The organism is Bryobacter aggregatus MPL3 (genome assembly GCF_000702445.1).
In the GTDB taxonomy this organism is placed as follows: Bacteria; Acidobacteriota; Terriglobia; order Bryobacterales; family Bryobacteraceae; genus Bryobacter; species Bryobacter aggregatus.
Genome location: NZ_JNIF01000003.1, coordinates 1,261,834 through 1,277,018, shown reverse-complemented (window position 1 = coordinate 1,277,018; position 15,185 = coordinate 1,261,834). Strand labels below are relative to the sequence as shown.

Annotated in this window: 11 protein-coding genes; 9 read left to right on the top strand and 2 right to left on the bottom strand. The window is 55.8% G+C overall.

Features of this window, described 5'->3' with window-relative positions:
- Window position 1 precedes the first annotated feature (1 nt).
- Window positions 2–646, top strand: a complete 645-nt coding sequence (locus M017_RS0106220; RefSeq protein ID WP_031496631.1) for an HAD family hydrolase — start codon at window positions 2–4, stop codon at window positions 644–646.
- Here the strand turns inward: M017_RS0106220 and M017_RS0106215 are convergent.
- Window positions 618–1,358 (bottom strand): hypothetical protein, encoded by a 741-nt coding sequence (locus M017_RS0106215; protein ID WP_031496629.1) that lies wholly within the window; start codon window positions 1,356–1,358, stop codon window positions 618–620. The two genes, M017_RS0106220 and M017_RS0106215, sit on opposite strands and share 29 nt — an antisense overlap.
- Before the next feature lie 146 nt (window positions 1,359–1,504).
- Between M017_RS0106215 and M017_RS0106210 the strand changes: the two genes are divergently transcribed.
- From M017_RS0106210 to M017_RS0106175, 8 genes are all read left to right on the top strand, one after another.
- Entirely contained in the window at window positions 1,505–2,380 is an 876-nt protein-coding gene (locus M017_RS0106210; RefSeq protein ID WP_031496628.1) for a sugar phosphate isomerase/epimerase family protein, read from the top strand.
- A 123-nt stretch (window positions 2,381–2,503) separates the two neighbouring features.
- Entirely contained in the window at window positions 2,504–3,805 is a 1,302-nt protein-coding gene (clpX, locus tag M017_RS0106205; RefSeq protein ID WP_031496626.1) for an ATP-dependent Clp protease ATP-binding subunit ClpX, read from the top strand.
- A gap of 99 nt (window positions 3,806–3,904) precedes the next feature.
- Window positions 3,905–6,409, top strand: coding sequence for an endopeptidase La (lon, locus tag M017_RS0106200; RefSeq protein ID WP_031496625.1), 2,505 nt, complete (start codon window positions 3,905–3,907; stop codon window positions 6,407–6,409).
- Between the two features lie 114 nt (window positions 6,410–6,523).
- Window positions 6,524–7,093 carry a ribosome biogenesis GTP-binding protein YihA/YsxC gene (yihA, locus tag M017_RS0106195; RefSeq protein ID WP_031496624.1) on the top strand — a complete coding sequence of 190 codons (570 nt, stop codon included), beginning with the start codon at window positions 6,524–6,526 and terminating at the stop codon, window positions 7,091–7,093.
- Window positions 7,063–8,448: a transcription termination factor Rho gene (rho, locus tag M017_RS0106190; protein ID WP_420313848.1), complete on the top strand. Its 1,386-nt coding sequence runs from the start codon at window positions 7,063–7,065 to the stop codon at window positions 8,446–8,448. Before yihA ends, rho begins: the two co-directional genes overlap by 31 nt.
- Window positions 8,449–8,576: 128 nt before the next feature.
- Window positions 8,577–9,362: a hypothetical protein gene (locus tag M017_RS0106185; protein WP_155121277.1), complete on the top strand. Its 786-nt coding sequence runs from the start codon at window positions 8,577–8,579 to the stop codon at window positions 9,360–9,362.
- Window positions 9,363–11,474: a hypothetical protein gene (locus tag M017_RS0106180; protein ID WP_031496618.1), complete on the top strand. Its 2,112-nt coding sequence runs from the start codon at window positions 9,363–9,365 to the stop codon at window positions 11,472–11,474.
- Window positions 11,475–11,686: 212 nt separating this feature from the next.
- Window positions 11,687–13,048 (top strand): methyltransferase domain-containing protein, encoded by a 1,362-nt coding sequence (locus M017_RS0106175; protein WP_031496616.1) that lies wholly within the window; start codon window positions 11,687–11,689, stop codon window positions 13,046–13,048.
- Here M017_RS0106175 and M017_RS0106170 read toward each other — a convergent pair.
- On the bottom strand, window positions 13,045–15,123 hold the full coding sequence (locus M017_RS0106170) for a pyrroloquinoline quinone-dependent dehydrogenase (RefSeq protein ID WP_031496615.1): 2,079 nt from the start codon (window positions 15,121–15,123) through the stop codon (window positions 13,045–13,047). The genes M017_RS0106175 and M017_RS0106170 overlap by 4 nt on opposite strands.
- Between the last annotated feature and the right edge of the window lie 62 nt (window positions 15,124–15,185).

Below are 15,185 nucleotides of genomic sequence, written 5' to 3'. Positions count from 1 at the left end.
AATGGCGATCCCGCCTTTCAAGGCTTATCTGTTTGACGTAGATGGCACTTTGCTCGATTCCGCCCCCGATATTTGTGGGGCGGTTTTGAGCGTTTTGAAGAACACGTCGCGTCCGGATGTCCCGGTCTCTTTTCTCGAACGCTATATCGGCAAGCATCTGGACGAATTGTTTGCCGACTTGTTTCCCGAGGCAGGACGCGAGCAAATTGACGAATGGGTGCGGGAGTACCGGGTGGTATATCCGGCCCGTGGTCATCGGGCCACCAAGCTCTACCCCGATGTTGCGGAAAGTCTGGGGCGCCTGGGGGGCAGAAAAACGACCGCGACCACCAAGGGGACTCAGACCGCGGTGAACATTCTCACCCAGTTTGGATTGGCCGGACACTTCCAGCACATCCAAGGGACGGATGGCTTCCCCAGTAAACCCAAGCCGGACGTCCTCTTCAAGGCGATGGAAGCGATCGGTGCAAAGCCGGAGGATTGCCTCATGGTGGGCGATTCCGTTCCCGATCTGGTGGCCGGTAAGGCTGCGGGTGTGAAGGTGTGTGCGGTCAGCTATGGCTACGGCTTAGTGGAAGAACTGCGCGCCTGCGAGCCGGATTACTGGATTGATTCGATCACGGAGTTGCATTCGCTGCGTTCTTAGCCTGGTGCGTGCGGCGGCTGAACAGCTTGCTGGGCGTGAATTCCTGCAATAAGGAAGAAGCAAAGCCAAAATAGATGGCGCTATTTCCGGACTGGATGCCTTGTGCGGACCATTTCTGGTTCGGCGTGTATTGGGTCGAGAGCATCCCCACCGCATAACCCCCGACAATCGAAGGCCAATTGAAGACCTTCTTGCCGGACTGGTCATAAGTGACAAAGTTGAAGGCGAGGGCGTGTCCGATGCGCGGCAGCACCTTGGTGCATTTGCACTGGATGTAGCGCATCTCGTAGTGAGCGGCCGCGGCCAAGCCCTGTGAGGCCGTGTCCTGCAGCGAGTAGGTGAGAAAGGCATTGCCGTAGCGCTGTCCGAACGCATCCCACCCTTGCCCATAATCCCGCGGACTGTTCGAGAGATGACTCATCCCGGAACTGACCGTGGCGCGGATATACGATCCGGGGCTGGCCGCGATGCCGCGCCACCAGACGCGCCATCGTTCCTCATTGGTCGGAGAGCTCCACTCGAGGCCTCGGGGGACGCGAGTGCCAACCAGCATGTCGGACTGGCTGGGATGGATGATGTTGGAGGCGTCGTGAGGGGCTTCAGTGGGTTCGGCCTCAGCCTGTGGAGCATGGTCCTGGGCGGGCGTATTCAGAGTCTGCGCATAGAGTGCAGTTCCGGCGAGGAAGGCGAATGTTGCGAGGTGACGATACACGTTTTCTTGATCCTAGGAGCGCAGAGTATCCGGTGACTCTGGAAAGACGTATGCGGGAAACGGTGAGTTACTAGCCTCTGCACGGGGGCTCGATGGAGCAATTTTCATGGGACGCGCGGACGGCGGGTTGGGGTATTCTGTTCAGCATGACCAGACGTCAATTGCTTTCTCTCAGTGCTCTCTTGCCAGTGCTTCCGAATGCCGCAAAAGGACAGAATGGGAAATTCAAAATTTCGCTGGCCGAGTGGAGCTTCCATAAGACGATCCAAAGCCGATTGCTGACCAACCTCGACTTCCCGCAAGTGGCGCGGGAGCATTACGGGATTGGCGGTCTGGAGTTTGTCAACACGCTGTGGGGCTCGCCAACCCAGTCCTATCTGGCAAGACTCAAGAGCAATATGAAGAAGTTCTCGGTCGAAGGGGTTTTGATCATGTGCGATGGCGAGGGCATGATGGGCCATACCGATCGGGCGGAGCGGCTGAAGTCCGCTGCTCTCCACCAGAAGTGGGTTGATTACGCGGCGGAACTGGGCTGCCACGCGATTCGGATGAACATGCACACGAATCAGGAGGCGAAGACCGAATCCGAGATTGCGGTGCTACTTGAGCGTTGCCAGGAGAGCTTCACCCGCATCTGCGAGTATGCCCAGGCGAGCAAGATCAACATTCTGATCGAAAACCATGGCGGCGTCTCGTCGAACCCGGATGTGTTGCTGCGTCTGATGAAGATGGTGAATCGGCCGAATTTCGGAACGCTCCCAGATTTTGGAAATTTCCCCAAAGAGACCGATAAGTATCTCGCTGTCGAAAAATTAATGCAGTTCGCCAAGGGGGTGAGCTTCAAGTGCTGGGACTTTGGCGCCGATGGGAAAGAGACGACTCTCGATATGGACCGGATGATGGGGATTGTGAGCAGAGCCGGTTACCGCGGCTGGGTTGGCATTGAATATGAGGGGGAACGATTGACGGAATTCCAAGGAGTGCAGGCGGCAAGACGTTTTCTGGACACCTATGCCGCATAGCAAAGGTCTTACGATAGTAGTTCTATTACTTTGTGGCGGCGGGCCGCATTTTTGTGAAAGGCCGTTCCAGCCCACTGATATACTGAGGGATACTGGAAGCTCCGCCTCCCCAGGAGAAAATTTGTGAAGCGAACTGGATCTGACGACGCGCTCCGTTGTTCTTTCTGTCATAAGAGTCAGGATGTAGTCGGGAAGCTGATTTCCTCCCCTAGCGACTACCCGCGTGCGTACATCTGCGATGAATGCATCGCGGTGTGTAATTCGATCCTCGAAGACGACAAGCAGGAAAGCACCTACGGCTCGCCGAATAAGCTGCCGAAGCCTTTTGAAATTCGGGAATTTCTGGAGCAATTTGTCATTGGCCAAGAGCCGGTGAAGAAAAAGCTCGCCGTGGCGGTTTACAACCACTACAAGCGTATCCAGATGAACAAGACCCGCTCGGGCGATATTGAGTTGCAGAAGAGCAACATCCTGCTGATTGGCCCCACCGGCACGGGCAAGACCTTGCTCGCGCAGACGCTGGCCCGCATTCTCGATGTTCCATTTGCGATCGTCGATGCGACCACCCTGACTGAGGCCGGCTATGTCGGCGAGGACGTCGAGAACATCATCCTGCGTCTGCTGCAAAACGCGGACTGGGATGTCCAGCGCGCCCAGCAGGGCATTATTTACGTCGATGAAATCGATAAGATCGGCCGTAAGGACGACAACCCCTCGATCACCCGTGACGTGAGCGGCGAAGGCGTGCAGCAGGCGCTGCTGAAGATTCTCGAAGGGACTGTCGCCAATGTGCCGCCGCAGGGCGGCCGCAAGCACCCGCACCAGGAATTCACCCCGGTGGACACGACGAACATCCTGTTCATCTGCGGGGGGGCCTTTGTCGGATTGGAAAAGATCATCTCGCGCCGGGTGGGCCGCAAGCAGATTGGCTTTGCGAACCAGGAAGAAGGAAGCGACAAGGAAATTCGCTTTCCGGCGCCCAGCAGCGGCTATGGCATTGCCGCCGGGGCCAAGCGCGACAGCGAACTGCTGCAGCAGTGCCAGCCGATGGATCTGATCCGGGCTGGCTTCATTCCGGAATTCATCGGCCGTTTGCCGGTGGTGGCGATTCTGGAGGATTTGACCAAGGAAGCGCTGGTTCAGATTCTCACCAAACCGAAGAACGCACTGGTCAAGCAGTACCAGAAGCTGTTCGAGTATGAAAATGTTAGACTTAAGTTTAGCGATGATGCCTTGGAGGCAATCGCTTCGCTCGCCCTCGAGCGAAAAGTAGGCGCGCGCGGCCTGCGGATGATCATGGAAGAGCTCATGCTTGACCTGATGTACTACCTGCCCAGCCAGAAGAAAATCCGCGAATTTCTGGTGACCAAGGAAATGGTCCTCAACCAGAAAATCAACCTTGCCGTTTTAGAGAAGGCCGGTTGATTTCACTTTGAGAAGAATCCGACACAAGAACTAACCGAAGGTGTAGGGCCTGGTAGGGAATCTTCCCGCCAGGTTTTGCGTCTTTAGAAACAGGGAACTATGTTGGCATCAAAAGAGAGAACAGACACAAAACGGCTGCCCATGATGCCGATTCGAGACGTGGTCATCTTCCCGCATATGATGACTCCGTTCGTAGTCGGCAGGGAATCGAGTGTTCGCGCGCTTGAAGAAGCCAACGCGACAGGAAAGCAAATCTTCCTGGCCACGCAGCATGACGCTTCGATTGACGAGCCGCGGCCGGACGAGATCTTCACAGTAGGTACGGTGGCGAACATCGTGCAGAGCCTCAAGCAGCCGGATGGCAACATCAAGGTGCTGGTAGAAGGCGTGGAACGGGGGAAAGTCATCAGTGTCAGCGACGAAGATGGCTTCTTCCGCGCGGTGGTGAAGACTTCGGCATTCCGCATCGAAGGCGGACCGCAGCTTGATGCTCTGGTGAGTCGCGTGACGACTCAGTTTGAGCAATACGTCAAGCTCAGCCAAAACCTCAACTACGAAACGATGGTGGCCGCGATTCGTCCGGACGATCCGGGCAAGCTCGCCGATACGGTGGGCGCGAATCTGCAGTTGACGATCGAGGAGAAGCAGGAACTGCTCGAAATCTTCGATCCGATCGACCGGCTGACCCGCGTTGCCGAAATGCTCGATATCGAAATCGAGAAGTTGCAGGTGGACCGCACGATCCAGGGGCGCGTGAAGCGCCAGATGGAGCGGGCGCAAAAAGAGTACTACCTCAACGAGAAGATCAAGGCGATTCAGAAGGAACTGGGCCGCGGCGAGAAGAGCGAATACGACGAGCTGAAGAAGAAGATCGAAACTGCGGGCATGCCCAAGGACGCCTTTGAGAAGGCGATGAGCGAACTGCGCCGTTTGGAAAATATGCCGCCGATGTCGGCCGAGTCGACCGTCAGCCGCAACTACCTCGATTGGCTGCTTGCCGTGCCGTGGAAGAAAGCCTCGAAGGAAATTCGCGATCTGAATTTCGCGAAGGACATTCTCGAGAGCGATCATTACGGCCTCGACAAGATCAAGGAACGCATTCTGGAGTTCCTCGCCGTCCGCCGCTTGGTTGAAAAGCCGAAGGGCTCGATCCTTTGCTTTGTCGGACCTCCCGGCGTGGGTAAGACCTCGCTCGGCATGTCCATCGCCAAGGCGACGGGCCGCGAGTTTGTGCGTCTGTCCCTTGGTGGCGTCCGTGACGAAGCCGAGATCCGTGGCCACCGCCGCACCTACATCGGTGCGCTGCCGGGCCAGCTGATTCAGATGATGAAGAAGGCTGGAACAAAGAATCCGGTGATCATGCTCGATGAGATCGACAAGATGTCGATGGACTTCCGGGGCGACCCATCCGCGGCGTTGCTCGAAGTTCTCGACCCGGCGCAGAACACTTCGTTCCAGGATCACTATCTCGACGTCGAGTACGATCTGTCGAACGTGCTGTTTATCGCCACGGCGAACGTGCTGCACACGATTCCTGGCCCGCTGCAGGATCGTATGGAAGTGATCCGCTTGTCCGGTTACACCGAGCTTGAGAAGCTCGAGATCGCCAAGCGCTTCCTGGTGCCGAAACAGCTGGAAGGCAATGGTCTCAAAACCGACCAGATCGAGTTTGAAGACAGCGGCTTGCTCGCCCTGATCAACGGTTACACGCGGGAAGCGGGTGTCCGCAATCTCGAGCGCGAAGTCGGCAACGTCTTCCGCAAGGTGGCCCGTTCGCTGGTGATGTCCATGCCGATGGATACTCCGGCCGAAGAAGAGAAGCCGGTGAAGAAGTCGAAATCGAAGAAGAAGGCAGAGATCGTCGACATTGCTTCGAAGGAAGCAGTGCCGGCCGAGGCAAGGCCCGAATTCAAGAAGGCGACGGTCACCGCCGAGAATGTGCACGAGTTCCTGGGACCGGAGAAATACCGGGACACGGTGACCGAGCGCAAGAACGAGATCGGCTCAACGACAGGCTTGGCTTGGACGGAAGTGGGCGGTTCAATTCTGACCACGGAAGTCTCAATCCTCGAGGGTCGCGGCAAGCTGACGACGACGGGCAAGCTGGGCGATGTGATGCAGGAATCGGCGCAGGCGGCCATGAGCTATGTGCGCAGCCGCGCACACCAACTCGGTCTGCCGCGGGACTTCTACCGGCACATCGACATCCACGTGCACGTTCCGGAGGGAGCAATCCCGAAGGATGGTCCGTCGGCTGGCATCACGCTCGCTACCTCGATTTCGAGTGCGCTGGCGAAGATTCCGGTGCGTGGCGACGTCGCGATGACCGGCGAGATCACACTGCGCGGCAAGGTATTGCCGATCGGTGGGTTGAAAGAGAAGTTGCTGGCGGCGCATCGCTTCGGCATCACGGAAGCGATTCTGCCTAAGGACAATGAGAAGGATCTTGTCGATATCCCGGATATCGTCAAGAAGAACATGAAGCTGCACTTTGTCGCCCACATGGATGAAGTGCTGAAGCTGGCACTTGAAAGTGAGCCGGTGGGCATTCCGCCGCACACGATCGAGTACTCGGCTAAGCCAGTGGAAGATATCCGCCACTAAGCTTCATGCAACAGATGAGAGTGGGTCCAGAAATCTGGACCCACGAAAATTCAAAATTTGAGCTAGAATGGAGGGCGTTGGTTCAGACGCCCTCTTTTTTCTATTGGAGACGGGATGTTTGATGTTGAATTCCTAGCCAGCGCAGCAAACCCACAACAATTTCCCCCTGAAACTTTTCCTGAGTACGCATTCCTAGGCCGGAGTAATGTGGGGAAGTCATCATTGCTGAATCGTCTGGCCGGCAAGAAAAAGTTGGCCTTTGTCAGCTCTACGCCGGGAAGGACACAGACCATCAATTTTTTTCGGGTGGGCAGCAGACTTTGTCTTGTCGATCTACCTGGATATGGATACGCGAGAGTTCCGAAATCAGAATCGGCACATTGGAAAGAGCTTGCAGATGCGTATCTGCTTCGACGCCAAACACTCGAATTATCGCTGCTCCTCATCGACTCGCGACGCGGGTGGATGGAACCTGACCGAGCACTTCGGGAATATCTCGAATACCACCAGCGACCATACCTGGTTGTGGCGACCAAGATCGACAAGCTCAACCGGAAGGAAGAAGAAAAGGGCATGAGAGAAATGCGGGCGGAAGTGCCCGGCAGAGAAGTCATGCCGTTCTCGGCCTTAAGTGGCCGCGGAGTGAGGGAAATTTGGCAAACGATAACGAAAACAAAGAGCTAGCGGCCAATTCGCCGCAAGAGACGGCCCCCGAGGCAAACGGAGCAAATGCTGCCGCTGAGAATGCGGGCAAGAACCGCCGTCGCGAAGTCAAAGAGCAGGCGCCGAACCTGAATCTCGTTGAGCTGAAGGATATGAGTATCCAGAAGCTGAACGTGATTGCCAAGGATTTCGGTCTGGTCCAGACGGCCGGGCTCCGGAAACAGGAATTGATTTTCAAGATCCTGCAGAGCCAGGCGGAAAAGAGCGGGTTGATCTTCTCGGAAGGCGTGCTGGAGTGTTTGCCGGATGGCTTCGGGTTCCTGCGGGCTCCCGAATACAACTACCTTCCCGGTCCCGATGACGTTTATGTCTCACCGTCGCAGATCCGCCGTTTCGACCTGCGTACCGGCGACACGATCTCCGGCCAGATCCGTCCTCCGAAGGAAGGCGAACGCTACTTTGCCCTGATCAAGGTGGACGCGATTAACTATGAGGCGCCGGAGGAGACCCGCAACAAGATCTTCTTTGACAACCTCACGCCGCTCTATCCGCAGGAACGCCTGAAGCTGGAGACGACGAAGGAAAACTATTCCGGCCGGGTGATGGACATGCTGACCCCGATCGGCAAGGGCCAGCGCGGTTTGATTGTCGCCCCACCCCGCACTGGTAAGACGATGATGTTGCAGTCGATTGCCAACTCGATTACGACCAATCATCCGGAAGTGAATCTCATCGTGTTGCTGATCGATGAGCGTCCGGAAGAAGTCACCGACATGCAGCGCAGCGTCAAGGGCGAAGTGATCAGCTCGACCTTCGATGAACCGGCCGCCCGCCACGTGCAAGTGGCTGAAATGGTGATCGAGAAGGCCAAGCGCCTGGTCGAACACAAGCGCGACGTGGTGATTCTGCTCGATTCGATTACGCGTCTCGCGCGCGCCTACAACACCGTGGTGCCGCCTTCGGGCAAGGTGCTGTCAGGCGGTGTGGATTCCAACGCGCTGCAACGTCCGAAACGCTTCTTCGGTGCGGCCCGCAACATCGAAGAGGGTGGCAGCCTGACGATTGTCGCCACCGCTCTGATCGATACCGGCAGCCGCATGGACGACGTGATTTTCGAAGAATTCAAGGGAACGGGTAACAACGAAATCCACCTCGACCGCAAGCTGGTCGACAAGCGTGTCTTCCCGGCGATCGACATCAACAAGAGCGGCACCCGTAAGGATGAACTGCTGTTGCCGAAGGATGAGCTGAACCGGATCTGGGTGCTGCGCCGCGTGCTCGCGCCGCTCTCGCCTACCGAAAGTGTCGAATTGCTGCTCGATCGTCTGTCGAAGGCGCGGAGTAACTCGGAATTCCTTTCCAGTATGAACGGCTAAAACGAAGCCAATTTCAAAGAAGATCCCGCCAGGCGCTGTCGCGTTTGGCGGGATTCTTTGTTTCTAGCCCAGGCTCGCTACGGTTATCGGACTAAGCAGCCGATGGGAATGCCAGAGAGACCTTGCAGATGAATCGTGTTTATGGGTGGTTGCCATTCGTTTCCGTCATGGCTGGATGCGCCGCGCCCGGTTATCACATCGACTCGATCGAGAGTCAGGTGAAGTATTTCAAGTTGGATATGCGTGCATCGAAATATTCGGGGCCCTTCATCTTTCAGGGGCTGATCAGTCCATCCCCACTGGTAGCTGAATTTGACACTTTCGATGATGGGAAAAACAGAAATCACTTCTATGCGCAACAGGTAGCGGACGGTTGGCGAATCTTGCCTAAAAGAGAAGATGAACCTGCAGAGTTCAGTTCTCCACCGCCGATGCGAATGGATAATATTGCCTATCCTCGTTGCGTCAATTCTTTCATTCCGGCTGCTCGAAGTGTCAACGGTCAGTTTCATTGGAGAGGGAAAATCTTCACCGCTGCGCTCCCCGATAGCTACTGGTATACCTGTGAGGGCTTAATTGACCAAGCGTCACGCTTTACATATCTCATCTATGTCTTCAGTAGCAAGCTGGATCCTGTTGGCCCAAGGGTGGGCCCCTTCCGCAATGAAGATGGCGCTTTACACCTTGAAATATTCGATCCTCAGTCGGAAGCACGTATTTTTCATTTGGCCGGATTTGGCCGGCCGATTCGGCTCAGCATCACTCAAGTGGGAAGCTATATTCCATTTCTGAGTCCGTATGCTCGTTTCAACTACCTTTTGTGGCAACCGAATATTTCGGAAGTCATCATGATCGATGTCGGTGGCCTATCAAAAGACTCAGGCAACGAGTCAGGAAGATCGCAGGGAAGATAGATGAAAGCTCTCAAAAGCACGCGATTACTCATGAGCATGGCTCTAACTCTGATGTTGTTGTCCGGACAGGATAAAGAAATTCCGCTCGATTCCGGGAATCTTGGTGTCATGAAAGTGAGACCCATGACCTTTACCCGGACTGTGATTCATCCCAAGGGCGGCGCTATCCTCATATTGAAGTCGCCCTCTGTCGTCGAAGTGGCGATCTTGAGTCCTTCGAATCAGAGAATCATTGCGTCCAACGCTTCTTCGTTTGGATTCCAATTTGAGTCCCAATATTCAGATGGCACTACTGGTTTGCCTCAACTGGGAGTCGGCTATGCGACTGCCGTACAGTTTCCAAGCGTGATTGCTAAAGGAAATTGGCGCCTGGAACTAACATCGAATCTCAATGATCCTTTTGACGCCCAATATGTCATCGTCGATGACGATACCGTCCGCTTTCAGATTTTCACCAAGGATGACGGATTTCAGGAAGATCGGGAGGCTGTATTGTCTGCAGCACTCTTTGACGGGAATACACCTCTACCCGGGGCGGCAATTTCTGTGACGATGGAATGTCGGCACGATGTTGCCTCGCTGGTTGAGTTAGTAGATTGGGTAGCGCTGGGGAGTACGGTTGAAGGTGACGTGCGAATTGTTCGATCCCAGCTCAGGTTGAAGAGTAATGCTGTTGGCAACCTCAATGACTTGATGTTTTTCATCGAGCCGGACACGATCGCCCATACGGCGAGTCCTTCCATGCTACCGGTTGGGCAGCTCACACCTGGCCAAGTGTGGACTTCTCCCGAAATTGTGATCCGTCAACCCCGCGGCCCCTTTGATCCTTATTTCCTCACTCGGGCGGAAGCGCGTGGTACGAAAAGTACTTTCAGTTTGTTGGATTCTGGTGACAAGGATTCTGACTGGGAAGTGGGGGATGGAATCTACGGCGCAAAGGTGACGATTTCCAATGCTGGGAACTGCGATTTCACGGCAAATGCCAGTGGTACTTGGAGTAGTGTTGCCTACGAGCGGTCGGCGTTTGCGAGTCTACCTGTTACCCGTTGGTTGGGAAGAATTGGTGGAGTCCAAGACTATTCTGTCGATTCCGACAGTGACGGTAAGCCGGAGGTTGTCGGTTTGTCCGTAGCGCTGAGCGTCCGTAAGGCAGGTCGGTACAAGCTCAGCGGGCGATTGCAGAAGGGAACGAAGTATCTTGAGCTAGCAACTTCAGAATTCCTAACGCCCGGCTCTCATACGATGATCCTGCAAGCGAATGCTGAAGCTCTGCGCCTGGCGGTCGGAGAAAGCGGTCCATTCCAAAGAAGTGGTCTAATCCTCACGATCGATGCCGATTCAGGAATCAAGGAGTTTGTAGATCGTAAAGACGTCGCAGGGCAAACAGTAGCGTGGCAATTGGGAGGTGCACAAATTAGCGTTGTACTCGCTGGAACTCCCACTTTAACTGCTTCTCCAATCCCAATTCCTCCCTCTGGCTATAAGGAGCTGTCCTTCGCCATTCCCATCCAAGTGCTCCGGCCAGGAACCTGTACATGGGAGGTGCAAGTCGTGACTCAGTCCGGATCTTTTGCATATACGGTAAATGAATTCTTTGAGGCCGCGGGAGCTATGCCATTTTCCTATACGCTAAGGGGATCTGTGCCAGGTTGGAAGATTCGTCGAGACCAAGCCGGTGGACACTTCAAAATTGAGCACGCGAGCGTCAATTGCGGTGGGCCGCTAGAGAGATGGTACGGTGAATCTTTGGCGAGTTCGGACTCCTACCGCTCGGCGGATTTTGAGAATCCAATTCCATCTTTCGATCTGAGTTTTGAGGAGTTTGATCGCCCTTCGCTTAACTTGACAGCTGACTTGTCGCCGACGAAGCCGTTTTTCTTCAATGTGAACGCTATAGCGGGTTTCGACAGCAACCTCTCATGTACAGCCGCCCCGACATACGCAGGCATCGCTTTGAGTTTCGATCGGATGCCCTCCCGAGAGGTGGATTGGCCAATTAAGGTTGTTGTGAGCGTGACACCGGATGCCATCGCGGGGCCGAGTCCCATTACCATCTCCTGCCTGGGGCGTGGCGTGACGAAAACAGCACTTCTGGATCTATCAATTTTTTGAGATCTGATGACGGGAATCGAGTAGAAGCCACTAGCCCCAGGTAAGCTGCATGGACGACGTGATTTTCGAAGAGTTCAAGGGAACGGGTAACCACGAAATCCACCTCGACGTCTGTCGAAGGCGCGGAGTAACTCGGACTTCCTTTCGAGCATGAACGGCTAAGATTTTTGATTTCAGAACGAGTGATATGACATAAGGGGGGAGATTTCTGAATGAGTCTGGCGCAGAGCGAAGAGTTTCGAGCGAAGGTGCGTGATTGGGTTGCCTCCATCGATCAGCAAACAAATTATCATAGCCTGGAGTTGCCCGATGGGGTCATTGTCCCTGGGGTGATTCCGATCGATGCGCTGCAGCAGCGGCTGCGCGACCTGGAAGTGCCGGGACAGCTCCAAGGGCTTCGGGTTTTAGACATCGGTGCGGCATCGGGTTGGAATAGTTTCGAGTTAGAGAAGCGTGGGGCAGAAGTTGTCGCAATCGACTGTGTGGAGTATCGCGAATTCAGCTCCATGATTGCGGTTTTAGATTCCAGCGTTGATTACAGAATTGTCGATGTCGATGAAATGTCTTCCCAGATCTTGGGAACCTTCGATGTTGTCCTCTTTCTCGGCGTGCTATACCACCTGCGTCATCCACTCCTTGCCTTGGAGCAACTGTGTTCTCTGACGCGAGACATTGCCTATGTCGAATCTTATGTCACCGATTCATCCGATTCGCGCAGCGATCAAGTGTCGATGGAGTTTTATGAAATCGATGAATTGGGCGGCCAGATTGACAATTGGTTTGGACCGACAACAAATTGTCTTCTCGCTCTGTGCAGAGCGGCTGGTTTTGCTTCCGTCACCTTGCAATATAGCCGCGGAGGACGTGCGGGGCTGATCTGCCGTCGGAAATGGGAGGCCCCGCCAATATGCCCTCAGGAGCAGCCCCCGGTATTAGTTGCTGCGGTGAACAATCGAAGCCATAACAATGAGTTTCATCTGGGGCTTGATGAGTACATCTGCATCTACTTCGACTGTGAAAAGTTTGTTGACCGGCATGGTCTCTTAATTGAGGTTGGCGGCTTTGGGATCGCACCGATGATTGTGGCTTGCAATGCCCAGGGGGAGTGGCAAGCAAACTCGCGCCTGCCTCCAGGCTTGCCGGTAGGGGAGCACGCGGTGAAGATTCGATTCCCCGGCAGTGCTTACTCCAATTCCTATGTGATCGAGCTCAAAGAGCGAGTGGAGAGGAGACGGCCCCAACGCTTTGAAGTTGCTCGAGAGATCACCGAAAGCCCCGTCGAGCTTTATCGGGTTGTGAATAGTAAGGATGGGAGCCAGCTTTTCCATGGACATCGCGCCGAACGCCTGTCGGCATCCTTCCGATCGACGGAAAAAGGTTTAGGGCCGGCTACGGTCTCCATGGAATGCGGTGGCCAAGCAATGAGTATCGATCTGTTGATTGAGTTGGGTGGCGGTGCCTGGCAAGTGAATGCGAAGCTGCCACCCTCGCTCGAGTCCGGATCGCATCCGGTGCGCCTGCGCACGGCAAAAAGTAATTTCAGCGCAGCGACGAGTGTGCGGCTGGAGCGCTAGGGCAAACTATAGGCGACAAAGGAGCCGCCTGATTCCCGCCCGCGGCCCCCGCCAGCAGGCACAACAATATACTGCTTGCCCTTATGCATATAGGTGGCAGGCGTCGCGTTGCCGCCTTGCGGCAATAGCGTCTCCCACAGTAGTTTCCCGGTCATTTTGTCGAAGACGCGGAACTTGCGGTCGTGGGCCGAGGCGGCAATGAAGAAAAGGCCCCCAGCGGTGACAATGCCGCCACCATGATTCTCTGCACCCGTATTCGGATAACCCTGGGCGACCAGTTCCGGATATTCCCCAAACGGAATCTTCCAGACATACTCGCCCGTGTTCAGATTGATCGCATTGAGGGTGCCCCAAGGGGGTGTCACGGCAGGATAGCCGTCCGGATCGAGAAACTTGTTGTAGCCGTCCATGGTGTACTTCAGCCGGGGCGCTGCGGCTCCAGCGCTGGCGATTTCGCTTTCCCGATCTTCTTGCTTGAGCAGCAGATTCGTGATCGCCTCAAGCGCCGGATCACCGAGATTGGCAAAGCCGGGCATGCGTCCCGAGCCTTTGCGCAGGAAATCGATCAGTTGCTCAGCCGTATACTTGCCGTTCAGATTGTCGACTGCCGGATATTCGGGCGGCGCGCCCTTTTGGTCGTCCCGATGGCAACTCGCGCAGCGGCTCATGTAGAGACGGCGAGCCGTATCAACCTTCTTCGTGACACGGGTGGGCACCAGTCGCAGCACCCAGGGCATCTCGTTCGCATTGATATAGAAGATGTTTGTGGTGGGGTCAAAGGCGCTGCCGCCCCATTCGGCGCCACCGGAGAATCCGGGAAAGACCACAGTGCCGCGCGTGCTCGGCGGCGTAAAGCGGCCACCATAGTCGAGATTCTTCAATCGTTCCACTACGGCCTTGTGGGCGAGTTCCGTCCGGGTGGTGGCCATGTCGGCAGTGAATTCCTGACGGCTGAAGGGCGCGGGCTTGGTGGGAATGCGTTGGGTGGTGGCGAGCAGTTCCCCTTCGACTCTACTGGCAGGAACCTGAATTTCCTGAAGCGGATAGATGCTTTCGCCGGTGTCGCGGTTGAGGAGATAAAGGTAACCATCCTTGCCCGCCTGCGCGACCGCATCGATCCACTTGCCGTCTTTGCGGATGGTGACCAGCACGGGCGCCTGCGGAAAATCGAGATCCCAGGCATCGTGTTTGACTGCCTGGAAGTGCCACTTGCGCTGGCCGGTCGCGGCGTCGAGGCAGAGAATTGTGTTCGCGTAGAGGTTGTCGCCGTGACGGTCGGCCCCGTAGAAGTCAAAGGCGGCCGAGCCCGTCGGGACAAAGACCGTGCCGCGTTTTTGGTCCACAACCAGCCCCGCCCAGTTGTTGGCGCCGCCACTATTCTTGCGGGCATCGGCGGGCCAGGTCTCGCTGCCGGGTTCGCCGGGCTTGGGAATGGTGTGGAAGGTCCAGGCGAGTGCGCCGGTGCGGACATTGTAGGCGCGGATGTCACCCGGCGTCGCAGGCAGATTCTCCGCAACCGAGCTGCCGAGAATAATCAGATCACGGTAAATAACGCCGGGCGTACTGACGCTGAGTTGGACGCTTTCGATCGGGCGGTCCTCAAAGGCGAGGCGCATGTCGATGCTGCCACCCTGGCCAAAGGCCGGATCGGGTTTGCCGGTGCGGGCGTCGAGCGAGTACAGCTTCAACCCCAGCGGCACGAAGATCCGCGCCTGCTTGCCGTCCGTCCAATGGGTGACGCCGCGATTCTTGTGATTAGGGCGTTTGCCGTCCCAGCCATCAAAACTCCAGATCAGTTTACCGGTGCCGGCATCGAGGGCAATCACTTTCAGCTTTGCCGTTGTGGTGTAAATGACCCCGCCGACCATGATCGGATTCGCCTGGATATCGGAGTCGCGCGAGGCGTCTCCAGCGTCGTAGGTCCAGGCGACCTTCAATTTGCTGGCATTGGACTTGTTGATCTGCTTCAGCGAAGAGTAGTGGGTATTGCCCGGACCGCCACCGAAGGCAGGCCAAGAGGAATATTGGCACCAGGCGTTTGTTACCAGTAGGGAAAGTAGCAGAAAGGTTCGCATGGAATTGAGCCAAGGACATTATTTCATTGCTGCGTCACGGAGTTTCTACAAGGCTAACCTTT